General features: G+C 67.7%; 14 protein-coding genes. 12 read left to right on the top strand and 2 right to left on the bottom strand.

The features are described from left to right. The first annotated feature begins 284 nt into the window (after window positions 1-284). From M2317_RS03970 to M2317_RS03930, 9 genes are all read left to right on the top strand, one after another. Window positions 285-1,274: a TadA family conjugal transfer-associated ATPase gene (locus M2317_RS03970; RefSeq protein ID WP_429457494.1), complete on the top strand. Its 990-nt coding sequence runs from the start codon at window positions 285-287 to the stop codon at window positions 1,272-1,274. Further along, on the top strand, window positions 1,268-2,176 hold the full coding sequence (locus M2317_RS03965) for a type II secretion system F family protein (protein WP_429457492.1): 909 nt from the start codon (window positions 1,268-1,270) through the stop codon (window positions 2,174-2,176). The genes M2317_RS03970 and M2317_RS03965 overlap by 7 nt, the downstream gene beginning before the upstream one ends. Before the next feature lie 265 nt (window positions 2,177-2,441). Then, window positions 2,442-3,008, top strand: coding sequence for a hypothetical protein (locus M2317_RS03960; protein ID WP_429457490.1), 567 nt, complete (start codon window positions 2,442-2,444; stop codon window positions 3,006-3,008). Between the two features lie 161 nt (window positions 3,009-3,169). Next, window positions 3,170-3,412: a hypothetical protein gene (locus tag M2317_RS03955; protein WP_429457489.1), complete on the top strand. Its 243-nt coding sequence runs from the start codon at window positions 3,170-3,172 to the stop codon at window positions 3,410-3,412. Further along, window positions 3,412-3,573: a zf-TFIIB domain-containing protein gene (locus M2317_RS03950; RefSeq protein WP_429457487.1), complete on the top strand. Its 162-nt coding sequence runs from the start codon at window positions 3,412-3,414 to the stop codon at window positions 3,571-3,573. The genes M2317_RS03955 and M2317_RS03950 overlap by 1 nt, the downstream gene beginning before the upstream one ends. Before the next feature lie 281 nt (window positions 3,574-3,854). Continuing rightward, entirely contained in the window at window positions 3,855-4,382 is a 528-nt protein-coding gene (locus M2317_RS03945; RefSeq protein ID WP_429457485.1) for an RNA polymerase sigma factor, read from the top strand. 77 nt (window positions 4,383-4,459) lie between these two features. Next, complete coding sequence (locus M2317_RS03940; protein WP_429457483.1) at window positions 4,460-6,283, top strand: ATP-binding protein; 1,824 nt, start codon at window positions 4,460-4,462, stop codon at window positions 6,281-6,283. A 1-nt stretch (window position 6,284) separates the two neighbouring features. Then, window positions 6,285-8,177, top strand: coding sequence for a Druantia anti-phage system protein DruA (locus tag M2317_RS03935; protein WP_429457482.1), 1,893 nt, complete (start codon window positions 6,285-6,287; stop codon window positions 8,175-8,177). Continuing rightward, the gene (locus tag M2317_RS03930; RefSeq protein ID WP_429457480.1) at window positions 8,149-8,370 is read left to right on the top strand and encodes an HNH endonuclease; all 222 of its coding nucleotides are present in this window, start codon (window positions 8,149-8,151) and stop codon (window positions 8,368-8,370) included. The genes M2317_RS03935 and M2317_RS03930 overlap by 29 nt, the downstream gene beginning before the upstream one ends. On the opposite strand, the gene M2317_RS03925 is transcribed toward M2317_RS03930, so the two are convergent. Together M2317_RS03925 and M2317_RS03920 are read right to left on the bottom strand one after the other, a co-directional pair. Beyond that, window positions 8,358-8,816, bottom strand: a complete 459-nt coding sequence (locus M2317_RS03925) for an XF1762 family protein (RefSeq protein WP_429457478.1) — start codon at window positions 8,814-8,816, stop codon at window positions 8,358-8,360. The two genes, M2317_RS03930 and M2317_RS03925, sit on opposite strands and share 13 nt — an antisense overlap. Before the next feature lie 80 nt (window positions 8,817-8,896). Further along, window positions 8,897-9,124, bottom strand: coding sequence for a helix-turn-helix transcriptional regulator (locus M2317_RS03920; RefSeq protein WP_429457477.1), 228 nt, complete (start codon window positions 9,122-9,124; stop codon window positions 8,897-8,899). Window positions 9,125-9,210: 86 nt separating this feature from the next. On the opposite strand from M2317_RS03920, the gene M2317_RS03915 reads away from it, so the two are divergent. From M2317_RS03915 to M2317_RS03905, 3 genes are all read left to right on the top strand, one after another. Next, complete coding sequence (locus tag M2317_RS03915) at window positions 9,211-9,795, top strand: hypothetical protein (protein WP_429457475.1); 585 nt, start codon at window positions 9,211-9,213, stop codon at window positions 9,793-9,795. A gap of 806 nt (window positions 9,796-10,601) precedes the next feature. Beyond that, window positions 10,602-11,003 carry a hypothetical protein gene (locus M2317_RS03910; RefSeq protein ID WP_429457473.1) on the top strand — a complete coding sequence of 134 codons (402 nt, stop codon included), beginning with the start codon at window positions 10,602-10,604 and terminating at the stop codon, window positions 11,001-11,003. Beyond that, window positions 10,987-13,083 (top strand): bifunctional DNA primase/polymerase, encoded by a 2,097-nt coding sequence (locus M2317_RS03905; RefSeq protein ID WP_429457472.1) that lies wholly within the window; start codon window positions 10,987-10,989, stop codon window positions 13,081-13,083. Before M2317_RS03910 ends, M2317_RS03905 begins: the two co-directional genes overlap by 17 nt. Window positions 13,084-13,242: the final 159 nt, after the last annotated feature.

Genomic DNA, 13,242 nt, shown 5'->3' with positions numbered 1-13,242 from the left:
GCACCTCCGACGTCGAATACCGCTGAAAGTCGGTACACGGACCGGGTTTTGTGAGGACGGTTGCGCGATGTACACTCGCCGTCAGCCGAATTCTCATTCGTGCCTTGGCGTGTCCTCCATCCCCCGATCGGGACACGTCGTGGGCGGCATCTCATTCCCCCCGTGAGATGCCGCCCATTCCGTTTCGGGGACTCGTTCTGCACGGAATCCCGGCCGGTGGATCTTGTGCACAGGTCCCGGGTTCCGGGCCTTCCGGCGTCGCCCGCTGCTTCTAGCGTCGACGCATGGCCACTCCGTTCGTGATCGCCCCGCTGGGCGCCGAGACCGCATCCGATGCGGTCTCGATCGATCCTGCTTTCGGGCCGCTCGCGGCCCATTGCGCGGACGAGACGGTCACGGACGTCTTCGTCAACGGAGCGGACGGTCTGTTCATCGACCGCGGGCGGGGCGCCGAGCCCGTCCGCGGTTGGCGCGCGTCCGAACGGGAGGTGCGCGACCTCGCCGTCGCGCTCGTCGGACTCGGCGGTCGGCATCTCGACGACCGGTCGCCGTGCGTCGACGTCCGTCTCGAGCACGGCATCCGCGTCCATGCCGTGCTCGCGCCCGTGTCGACGTCGGGCACGGCCGTGTCGATCCGGATCCCTCGGGTCCATGCCGGTGACCTGGCGGCGCTCGCGGCGCTCGGATGCTTCGATGAGCGCCGCCGGGCGTGGTTGGAGGATCTCGTCGCACGCCGGGCCAACGTCCTGATCACGGGCGGCACCGGGACCGGGAAGACCACACTCCTGAGCGCGCTGCTGTCGGCCGCGCCCGAGCGCGACCGGATCGTCACGATCGAGGACGTGGCGGAGCTGCGACCCCGGCATCCGCACCACGTCGCCCTCGAAGCGCGGCAGGCGAATCTCGAAGGGGCCGGCGGCATCACGCTCGCGCGGCTCGTGCGGGAGTCGCTGCGCATGCGGCCGGATCGTCTGGTGGTCGGAGAATGCCGCGGAGAAGAGGTGCGCGAGCTGCTGACGGCGTTGAACACCGGGCACGACGGCGGTGCAGGGACGCTGCACGCCTCGGGCCTCGCCGATGTCCCCGCGCGGCTCGAAGCCCTCGGGGCCCTTGCCGGAATGGATGCCACGGCGCTCGCGCGCCAGGTGGTCAGTGCCTTCACTATCGTCCTGCATCTGGCCCGCGGCACCGACGGCATCCGTCGGATCGAGAGCGCCGGAAGGTTCGAACTGATGGGGGAGCGGCTCGGAATCCAGGAGGTCAGTCCATGGTGACTCTCACGCGATCGAAGGCGCCGGATGCCGGAGCTTCCGCCGCGCACGCCGCCGTCACGGTCCGCATGCTCGCCGTGCTGCTGCAAGCCGGTGCCGCACCCGTGACCGCCTGGCGTCACCTCGCGTCCACCGGCGACCCGCGTGCGGAGCGCGTCGTCGAACGCTGCGACGCCGGCGACGCGCTTCCCGTCGCGATCGAGGCCGAGGGCGGCGCGTGGCGCGATGTCGCCGCCGCGTGGGAGATCGCCGCGCACGTCGGAGCCCCGCTCGCCGACGTGCTGCGTTCACTGGCCGAGGCGCTGCAGGATGCGGCATCCGCGTCCGACGATGTGCGCATCGCGCTCGCCGAACCCGCCGGCACGGCACGGCTGCTGCTGTGGATGCCGCCGTTCGGATTGCTTCTCGGGTTCGCGCTCGGTTTCGACACCCTGCGCGTGATCACCACACAGCCGGCGGGCATCGTCTGCGTGGTCGTCGGCCTGCTGCTCGTGCTGGCGGCCCGGTTGTGGACCACCAGGCTGGTGCGCTCCGCGCAACCCGATGGACGCACACCGGGCATGCACACCGAGCTCGTCGCGGTCGCGCTGTCCGGCGGAGTCTCGATCGAACGGGCGCTGCGTCTGGTCGCGGACTGTCTGCCCGGCGCAGGCGACGCATCCGCGCGCACCGGGGGAGTGCTCGAGCTCTCACAGGCGGCGGGCGTGCCCGCGATCGAACTGCTGCGCGCGTCGTCCGCGCAGGAACGCCAGGATGCCCGCATCAGCGGACGGCTGAAGGCCGCGAAGCTGTCGAGCCGGCTGCTCATCCCGCTCGGCGTGTGCACCCTCCCGGCGTTCCTGCTGCTCGGCGTCGCACCGCTGCTGCTCAGTGTGCTCGCCACGACGCCGATGCCGCTGCTGTGACCCCGGATCGCGCGGCGATCCATCCAGAGAAGAGAAGAGAGGAACACCATGAAGAAGAACGAGATGCTGCCCGCACTCAACAGGGGCCGGGCGGCGAGGCTGTTCGCCGATGAGTCAGGAGCGGCGACCGCCGAATATGCGATCACGACGATGCGCGCGGTGTCGCGGTGTTCCCGCCGTTCGAGTTCGAGCTCGTACCCCCGGCAGCGGCATAGCTACCGCGCCGGGCGGTTCCCGGCACCACACCAAACGAAAGGATGCCACCATGGCAAAGTCAACACCCGCCGGAGTCGAGCGCGAGATGGAGCGGCTGCTGGGCAGCTTCAAGGAGCGCGCCGCAGCAGTCAAGGACGCCCACCGCGCCACCCGTCAGAAGATCCAGAACGACCCGATGCTGTCGGCCCTGGCGAAGCAGAACCACCTGGCCAAGCTGGACGACGAGACGCGCGGCAAGCTCGCCACGCTCCGGGCCGAGCAGGACGCGAAGGTCAGCGGTATCCGCACTCGCCTGGAGCGGGAGCTTGCCGGGAACCAGCCGACCGACGCGTCGAGCGTACTCCTGCGCCGCGACGCGGCAGACCGAGCCCGCAGGATCGCCGACGAAGCGGATGCGCTCTCGGTGCTCGCCGACGCGGCACGAAGCGGCGACGACACGCTCGCGGATGCGGTGGGCTACCGCGCCCGCCACGCAGGCTGGGTCGACGCGCTGGACGCCTACAAGGCGGCGCGCCCCGAGGCGGCAGATTCGGCAGTTGCCCTGGCGTTCGTGGAGGGGCTGGCGTCGGACCCGGGCCAGAACCTCGCCAACCAGATCGCGTACTCCGCGCCCTGAGCGCTCCGAGCCTCTCCCGCGACCTGAGAGCCCCGGCACCCCCTCAGAGGGCGTCGGGGCTCTCGCATGTCCAGGAAGACCCCACGGAGCGTTGAGGAGCGGCATGCAAGACTGTGACGCACGCCCGGGGTGCGACCAGTCTGACAGGGAGGAACTCACGCATGACTAATGATGAGAGGTCGGAGCATGGACGCCGCGCCAACGCATGGCGCTACGGCGAAGGCACCATGTGGGGTCAGACGGAGGTTTGGGTTACAGGTGGTGGCGACGTGATCCCCGTGGAGGAGCTTGAGTCGTCTCACCTCGCCAACATCGTCCGTCGCATCGAGCAGGGAAACAACGCCGACGTCATCGAGAACACGCCGCTAATGCGCCGCCTCCGCGAGCGACAAGACGGCCAGTAGTGGATGACCTGGAGCGTCAGCGCGAGTTGAGACGCGAGCGCGACCGCTTGCTCGACACACCGAATTGCCCGCAGTGCCTCACGCGCATGGAGCCCGCCGACGTTGGTGGCGAGCCGATGTGGCGGTGCCCCGAGTGCGGCACGCTGCTCGCTCCCGAGTAGACAGGACCGTAGCCGCCAGAGCGGTGAGCAAGCGCTCCCGCGAAGATTCTGTGGGCCGGTGAGAAATATCGGCGGACCGGTGGCCTGGTAGGTAGTAGAGGGACACGCTGGACCAATGTCGGGCCCCGCTTGTACACTCTGACTATCAACTCAACAACACGAGAGCTCAGGACCTGGTGTGGCCAAACGTGCCGCGCCAAATAACCTCCGAGATACAACCTTTCGTTCACATGACCTCACGGCCATGGGGAGCTCTCCTTTATCCAGGATGGAGCACGACCATGACCGATCCCTTCACACAGCGCGACCTCGCCGACGTACACGTCCGCGTTCGCCGCATTGCGACCTCCCGCTACCTCACGGTGACCGACGTCGAAGACATCACCGCCGATGTGCTGCTCGCCGCCGCACGCACCGCGCCCCGCGACGGTGTGTCCGTGTTCGCAGCCGCCGTCGCCAACACCAAGCGCGCACGCTACGTCGGCCGCAAGGTGAAGGACGCGACCCCGTACGCGACGAGCTACCGCTTCGGCGTGGCGTCTCGCGTCGAGGGCCTCAACCCGGACGAGTACGACGCCGCAGTCCTCTACAAGTCGCGTCACTTTGCGCCCGAGTCCGCTGCCGAGCGTGAGATTCGCGACCTGATCCGCCGCCTGCCTCTCGGCCAGGCTCAGGCCTTCACCCTCTGCGGCGAGTACGGCTACACCCTCGACCAGGCAGCGGGGATGCTCGGCGTCTCGCGCGCGACCGTCGACCGCAACCTCAAGCGCGCCCGCGCATCCCTTCAGCAGTCGCTGCTGGCCGTCTAAGACTTGGCCCGCCACCCCGGCGGATCAATCGCGGTGCAAACGTCGCCGCGCAAACGAAGAAGATAAGGAGAGCCACCATGGCCACCATCAAGAACACTGCCCAGGACCACCTCAAGCGCCAGCGCGCCTACGTCAAGGAGCGCCAGCTCGACAGCCAGCGCCAGGCCGCGAAGAACGGCGCAGGCTCCGGACTCGTGGACGAGCGGATGCTCGCCGAGACGATGCGCTCGGTTCGATACGAGGACGAGGCCCACGCTGCGGGCGACATCATCGACAACGCCATCGAGGCGGGTGCGTCGCAGGTGCACATCATCGAAGCGATCGAGGGCAACGCGGTCTCTGAAATCGCATTCATCGACGACGCCTCGGGCATCGACGAGTCGTTCCTCCCGCACGCCACCAAGTGGGGCGGTTCGTCCAACCAGGGCCAGCGCAACGTCTTCGGCCGGTTCGGCTTCGGACTCCCGAGTGCCTCTGTCAACCGTGGTCGCAAGTTCAGCGTCTACTCCCGCACTGAAGACGACGCCGAGTTCGCTCGCGTCACCGTCGACCTGGACAACCTGAACTTCGAGGGCAACTCGGCGCAGTTGCCCGAGGTCGTCCACGAGCCGCTGCCCAAGTGGATCGCCGACTACATCGACAAGTCGTTCCGAGGCGGGGCTGAGACGGTCCGCACCGTCGTCATCTGGTCGAAGCTCGATCGGCTGCTGTGGCCGAACAAGCAGCAGTCGACCAACAGCATCCGGCAGCACCTGGGCATCACCTACTCGGGCTGGCTCGACGTCTGCAAGCTCTACGTCAATGGTGATGAGGTCGAGCCGGTCGACGTCCTGTTCACCACCCCCGGTCACCGCTACTACGAGATCGAGGGCTACCCGAAGGCCGAGCCGCAGAGCCCCATCGAGTTCGAGGTGGCCGACGAGAACGGAGCGCGTCACACCGTCACGGTCCGGTTCTCCATCCTCGGCGTCGATGCCCACAATGCGGAGTGGTCGAGCGGCGGCAGGGGGCGTCCGGCCAAGATCCGTCAGAAGATCCGCAAGGAGTACAACGGGTTCTTCGTGACCCGGCACGGTCGCTTTATCGAGCTGGCGCGTCCGTCGATCCTCAACTGGAGCGTCTACTCGCGCCAGGTGGGCGTCGCCATCGACTTCCCGCCGGAGCTCGATGATCTGTTCGGAGTTACGCCCGACAAGCAGACGATTATCTTCACCGAGCGCACCAACCAGCTGCTCGAACAGCACGGCGTGATCCGCGCATTCAAGAAGCTCGTGAGCGACGTGCAAGCGGAGCGCAAGCGTCGCGATGTCGAGGACGACGCAAAGTCCGAAGAGGGCGACGGTGAGCGCCCTTCGGAGTCGATCATCGCCAAGACCCTGGAACGCGACTACCGCCGGACCCGCAAGGCCACCAAGGAGACGCAGGAGGAGGCGCAGAAGAACTTCAAGAAGCGCGTCGAGGACATCTCCAAGGACACGGGCGTGCCCGAGGAGGACGTCGCCGCCGCGCAGGAGAAGGTGGCGCGCGAGAAGCCCTACAAGGTCGAGTTCGTCGAGCAGACGCCGGATGACCCGTTCTACACGCCGACGATGGTCGGCACCCAGGTCATCCTCCGGATCAACACCGGCCACCCCTGGTACCGCGAGGTGTACAGCCGGACGGCGGCGGACCAGGCGGACCTCCGCGCTGGGCTCGAACTGATGCTCTGGATCCTGGCGACGAGCGAACTCGACTCGCCGACCGAGACAAAGGGCTTCTACCGGGCGGAGCGTCGGGAGTGGTCGCGGAAGCTCGCAGACGCCTTCGAACTGCACCCTGCGATGTTCAACCGCGGCGGCGCGGAGTCGCGCGATGAGTACGACCACGACAACGGCTACGACGAGACCGACGAGGACAACTAACGTGACCACTGACCTGCCGGACGAGAGCAACGAGCGTCCGGCGGGTCGTTGGTCTGCCGACCACGACCCGCACTACGTCCGAGAACTCCGCAATCGGGTTCTCGATGAACTGTCCACCGTCCGCGGACGTGTGGACCTCGCAAACGGCGCGCTCGACCCCGTGGCTGCCAAGGAGCAGTTGCGACTCGCCCACAGCGGGCAACGCCTGTCGATGCTGCAAGACAACGCTGCATGGCTCTGGGATCATGAGGCGAGCCTGCTACGCCAGTTCGCGGACGGCAAGGACATCGACGCTTCGGCAATCGATCCCGTGCTCGTGCCTGTCCGCACGCAGCAGGATGCCGACCTGTTCAGGTACGCGACCTTCACCTGGTCTGTGCCGGTCTCGTCGGGCTACGGGCGGCGCTCCCGATTCCTGGTCCGCGACCGCCAGAACGGTAAGCTCATGGCGGTCTTCGCCCTCGGTGACCCAGTGATCGCGCAATCAGCACGCGACGCGATGATCGGTTGGACGACGGAGCAGCGCAACGAGCGCCTCTACAGCGTTTACGATGCGTTCGTGCTCGGCGCGGTCGAGCCATACCGGCAGCTGATCGCCGGAAAGCTCGTCGCCCTGCTCAGCCTCGCCAACGAGACGCGCGACTTCCTCACGCAGAAGTACCGCGGCAACATCACAGAGATTCGCGGGAAGGTCAAGGACCCGACGCCGCTGCTCATCACGACCTCCTCAGCGCTGGGGCGGTCGTCCATCTACAACCGGCTCGTCTACCGGGGGCAGACCATGTTCCGCTCCGTCGGGTTCACACGTGGATACGGGCACTTCCAGTTCTCCAACGCACTCTTCGCGGAACTTCGCGACTTCGCGCTCGGTGGCTTCGAGGACCCCGACACCAAGGTGATGTCAACCAAGTACGGCAGTGGCCCAAACTGGCGATTCCGGGTCATCCGGACGGCACTGAAGGCGTTGGAGATTCCGGAGGAGAGCCTGCAGCACAACATTCGCCGCGAGGTGTTCCTCGCGCCGACCGCATCACGCTGGGATGAGTACCTCCGAGGCGAGACAGACGATTACGAACCGTTTGACCTACCCGCCGCGGATATCGGCACGTTCTGGCGGGAGCGCTGGGCGGTCGGCAGGGCCGAGCGTCGGCCGGAGTTCGCGGACTGGTCGCACCTCGACAACCGCCTGACCGCCGAACTGGCACGACCTCTGGTCACGAGTGGGCGTACGCTCCCGGCGCGCCATGGGCGTGTCTCGATGGGCCCGTACTCGATCGCGATCGGAGTATCGAAAGAGCGGATCCGTGGCCGAACAGCGAACGGCGTTGCCGACGAGGGCGAGGCGATCTTCCACAAGCTGGAGGGTGACGGACTCCAACTGACTTTTGCCGACGTCCGCTGGGCCAACGGGGAGCGTGAGATACGAGGCTGGGACCGTCACGGCTCGGGAGCCGAGTACGAAGCCCTTATCGGTCGCCTACGCATCGGCATTCACGCGGCAGAGCGATACCGCGGCATGTCTGTGGCCGAGATCCGACTGATACGCGTGCCGGAGGCGGACCAGGGTGCACAGGTCTACAAGACCACCGACATGGAACTGACCACCACCTTCGGGTTCAGCGTCGCGGGCGCACTGGACAGCCTCACAGAAGCGCTCGTAGGCCCGCGCGGCGAACTCCTGCAGGACAGCGGATCGCGCAAGAACCAGCTGGCCGCGGTGTTCGATAACGGCGACCTGGTCACACCAGCCGTCGTGTGGGCACTCACGCGCGGAATCGCGTTCAAGCTCCAAGCGGACCAGAGTGCTGCAATGCCGAAGACGCCGACGATCGCGACGCGCGCGCCCAAGGTGGACGAGATTCCTGATGGTCACTACTCGGCGTTCGACGTTTGACCTGCATCTGCGTCTCGCGGTCTTCCGACGCGACGACTACACGTGTGCTCACTGCACCCGGCAGTGCAGTGTCGTGTGGTTGGAGGTTGACCACGTGGTGCCCTACTCGTGGACTGCTGACGATTCGTTCGAGAACCTGCAGACGCTGTGTCGGCCGTGTAACCGAAGGAAGGGCAATCGCTACGCGGGCTGAGGCGGTTCCCAAAGCACCTTGTCTTCCAGCGGGTGCCGGTCGGTACGGTGCCGACTCGGTGCTGACCAGGAGCGCCCTCGAACCGTGTGGACGGCGCGCCACCCGGCAGCACGCAGACTGGTGCCCGGCTCGGATGCGAGTGTGTAGGTGCCGATTCGGGCGTAGCCGAGCGCCCTCGCCGCTCGCCATGACGCCCCGTAAAGCGCTGAACATGCGTTCGGGCACCCATCTGTGGCTACGCGCGTCACTTCGAGCGTCATGCCATCGTCGCGGTGTCTAGAGACCGGCCGCCCCACGATTGCCACACCGCGAATTGCACCGCTTCGATCAAGGACTGCAAGGGAGAACTTGTGCCCGGTAACTGGCCGATGATGGCGATGAATCGCAGCAACGTATTCATTGGCATCCCGCAGCGTGATCGCGCGGATGCGGAGTCGTACTGTCACGTTTAGTGCCTTTCATCAGGGAAAAAATCCCCATGAAATCACCTCGGTGAAGAGTTGACTCGGCGACACGCAACTGTGGGTCAGAGCTCGCGAACGAGGTCGCCAAGTGGCACCTCAAACGCTTCGGCCACGCGAAACCACGACTCCAGGCGTCCGTTGCTCTGCCCGTGCTCCATCTCGATCAACGTGCGGCGACTCACCCCCGACCGCTCCGCAAGCTCGTCATACGACCAACCTCGCTCGTTCCGGAGCCGCGCGAGCATGAGCCGGAGCGCCTCGAAGTCAGGATCGCGCGTCGGGTAGCTCACCAAAACAGTCCAGCCCGGCGCGCTCACCCTGCGCAGTGCGGGAATCCGCACTATCGTGCAGATATCCGCACTGCGCAGGGAGGGCCGTGGAAGCGTTCGAGCAATTCGTCGCGCTGGCGATGGAGGCCGAGGGGCTGGTCGTCTCTGGGGCGCTGAAGTTCGATGTGAAGCGCCGCACGAGGAAGCTCGCCTATGAGGAGTGGCAGACCCACGGTTACGAGGTGGACCTCATCGGCGCGCGCTCCGACCGTCTCGTGCTCGCCACGGTCAAGTCGTTCTTCGGTTCCCGCGGGGTTGTCGCCGACCATGTGACCGGCGCGGGCGGCTACACGAGCTGGTACGCGCTACTGAACGAGCCCGACGTGCGAGACACCGTAGTAAACACCGCCGCCGAGCGGTTCGGGTTCCGCCCAGACCAAGTTGAGATGCGGCTGTACGTCGGCAGGTTCGCCGGAGGCGCGAACGAGGTGCGTGTGCGTGAGTGGGCGTCGCAGCAGGTCATCGGCGCAGGCCCGCTGGCCGTGATCGGCGCGGAAGACGTCGTCGCCACAGTCCGGCAGGTCGCCGCGCGGAAGCAGTACCGCGACAACGCTGTGCTGGCGACGATGAAGGTGCTAGCGGCAACGGGCGCACTCGCTCCGGTTGTGTCCACGTCCGGAGCGGTCGAGTAAGGAAGCTCTGCGCCGAGCCTGTTCGCACATGACCAGACTCCGCGCGAAAGCAGGAAGCGGCCCCGCCGTGACTCGTGATCTTCCCCGGCGAACCCCGGCTGTGTTGGACTGGTGGTACGCGTTCCAGCGCCCCGCAGTTCGCTGCACAGCTCAGCCCCGGCCGGTCACCTCTCTCGCACGGCTGGGGCTGAGTGGTGTACCGACGTGTCGCTTGCACCGAGTTACACCGCTGTGTTTCACTTGGAGGTGCGGCGGGGAGTCCCCTCCTCTCAGAGACCGGGTGACCGGTGCGAGACGCAGGGCCACAGCTAGAACAGAAGCAACTCGTGCAAATACCGACCCGCATCCCGGTTGAGATACCGGAGGGTGAACGCGCCCGCGAATCGAGTCCCGACGTGGCATAAGGCCGGGGACGACCCGAGCGGGCCTCACGGCAATGCCGTGCAGCGGCCCCTTCGGGAGCAACCTCATGGACGCAAAGTCCGGGGTCTCGTGGACCCCACAACCACTCACTGAATCCGAGCAGTTCCGGCTGCTCTCGCTGATCTTCGGCGACCGACCCGCGGCGGTGACCTCGTGACCGGCCGGGCCGACTTCTGCCCGCGTGGGCACGACCTGCGCGAGCCTGGCTCGTACTACGAACGGTCGGACGGCAGACGGAACTGCCGCATCTGCCGCAGGGCCAGCATCGCGGCCTGGCGCGCAGCGAACCCCGGCGGTGTGGCCCGCAGCGGCCGTCACCTGTCCGAGGCGACGCGCGCCAAGATCTCCCGGTCGGTGCGCGCAGCGAACGGGGGCGACGCGAAGTGAGCTCCAACGAACTGCTGACCTGGAACGCAGCACACGACACCGCCCGTGCCCTCCTCGCAGCCGCAGCCGAACTCGGCATGCTCAGCTTCGACGGCTTGTCCGCCTGGATGCGGGAGCGGCTGACGCACCGGCTCGCCGACGTCATCCACCGGGAGGGCCAGCCCACGCCCGGCGCGCACTACCTGATCCCATTCGGCGACCACGAGCCGACCCCCGGCAGCGACGACGACCGCACCTGCGACCGGTGTGGCCACTTCGCCGCCTGGGACGCGCCCAACGACGAGTTCTACGTGCTCCGCATCGCCCTGCTGGCGAACGTGACCGTGTGGGGTGGGCTGTGCGCGCCCTGCATGGCGCTCGAAAACCCGCAGGAGGTGCGCGATGTCGAAGCTCACTGACGGCAACACACCCGAGCGGGAGCTGACCGACGCCGAACGCTGGGCACTCTGGCTCGCCGAACGAGGCTACGCCGTGTTCCCCGTGAAGCCCAACGCCAAGCAGCCACACGCCGGGTTCAAGTGGCGCGACCGCAGCACCAGTGACCCGGCCGCGGTGCGCGAGCTCATCCGGCAGTACCCCCGGTCGAACTGGGCAATCGACTGCGGCAAGTCGGGGCTGCTGGTCGTAGATCTCGACGTGAAAGGTGACGGCCCGGCAAACTGGGCGACCCTCACCAAAGGCAAGGCCCAAGCCGAACCGCTGATCGTACACACGCCCTCAGGCGGCGAGCACCGCTACTACCGCGACGAAGACGGCACGATCCGCAACCAGGCGGGCAACCTCGCGGGAGGCGTGGACACGCGCGGCCCGGGTGGTTACGTGCTCGCCCCAGGATCGGTGATCGACGGCAGCGCCTACAGGCTGACGCAGGCGGACGCCGACCGGCTCGGACGACCCGAGGGACTCCCGGTGCTGTCCGAAGACCTGCACGCGCTCCTGGCGTCAGGGAAGGGCCACCGAGCGCCGACAACAGGCACCGACGAGGCGCTACGGGCAAAGAACCACACCAAAAGGCGCGCTCACGACGCCGCGGAAGCGGATGCATCGAACAAGTCGACAGCAAAACGCGCGCGCGAGGACGAAGGCGGTGTGCGCACGGGTCCGGTGGAGGCAGTACGCACACACCGTGACGCGCTCGGGCCGGGCGGTGTGACGGCCGCTGTCGCGCACGAACTCGCCAGGCTCGCCGCCGCTACCGAGGGTGACCGCAACCACACGCTCGTCAGGGTCGCGTTCTCGCTCGGACAGCTTGCGCACGCGCCGAGCTTCGCACCTCTCGCGGTGCAGGACGCGCTGCTGTCGGCCGCTGTCGGCATCGGACTGCCCGAGGAGGAGGCCCGCGCGACCATCGCATCGGGCTGGGACGCGGGGCGGGCACAGCCCCGGCCGGTTGTCGTCCCGGCGACGGGTGAGACCGCAGAGGACGAACACGAGGCCGCGGTGCTCGCAGCAGTCGAGCGGATGCGGATCAATGCCGAAGCCAAGACCCGCTACCAACAGGAGCGCAACACCGACCCGGAGAACCCCGGGCGGCTGGTCGGTGGCGGGGCGTTCGTGCTCGACGTGCCCGAGGGCATCCCCGCGGTCTGGGGCGACGGCGCACGGGTGTTGTGGGCCGAGGGTGAGGCGCTGATGCTTGTCGGCCCGCCGGGCGTCGGCAAGACCACCCTTGCGAGCCAGGTCGTGCGGGCACGGCTGGGGCTGAGCGAGCGGTCGGTGCTCGGACTGTCCGTGAAGCCGACGACGGGCAAGGTGCTGTACCTCGCAATGGACCGGCCGAGGCAGATCTCTCGCGCCCTCCGTCGCGCGTTCGCCCCAGAGGACCGCGAGGTGCTCGACGAGCGTCTCGTGTTCTGGCAGGGTCCGCCCCCGGCCGACTTCGCCGCGCACCCTGAGGCGCTGTTGACCCTGGCCCGCGAGGCTGGGGCCGACACCGTAGTCGTGGACTCGCTCAAAGACGCGGCGCTCGGGCTGACCGACGACGAGGGCGGGGCCGGGTACAACCGCGCTCGTCAGTTCGCGCTCGCCGCAGGAATCGAGCTGATCGAACTGCACCACATGGTCAAGAACGGCGCGAACGGCTCAAAGCCGACGCGACTGGCCGACGTGTACGGCTCGGCCTGGCTGACGGCCGGTGCCGGATCGGTCGTGCTGCTGTGGGGCGAGGCCGGGTCGAGCCAGGTCGAACTGCGACACCTCAAGCAGCCCGCCGAGGAACTCGGGCCGTGGGAGGTCACGCACGACCACCAGAACGCGCGCAGCAGCGTTAGCGAGGTGCTGACCGCGGCCGATGCGCTCGCAGCAGCGGGCGCTGACGGTCTCACGGTGGCCGGGCTCGCAGCTCGTTGGGGCAGCGACGACCGCACCACCAAGGAGCGGGCCAGGCGAGCACTGACGGCGCTGGTCAAGGACGGCTCGGCTGTGACGCAGGAGCGCGAGGGGGTAACGACGTGGGTGCCGTTCGAGACGCTGGTGTGACCGGCACGCAGTCCAGGGACACGGCATCGGGCACGGCGGGCACGCAGCCGGGCACGCACCCTCTCGGAGAGGGTGGGCACGTGGCCGGGCACGGCCAGGCACGGCACCCCGCTCTCCCGCGTCATGACGGGGCACATAGGCGGGCACGGCATGGGCGGG

It is taken from the genome of Microbacterium sp. ZKA21, from assembly GCF_050434165.1.
Taxonomy (GTDB): Bacteria; Actinomycetota; Actinomycetes; order Actinomycetales; family Microbacteriaceae; genus Microbacterium.
The sequence above is the reverse complement of the archived record's forward strand: the minus strand, read 5'-3'. Positions and strand labels throughout refer to the sequence as shown.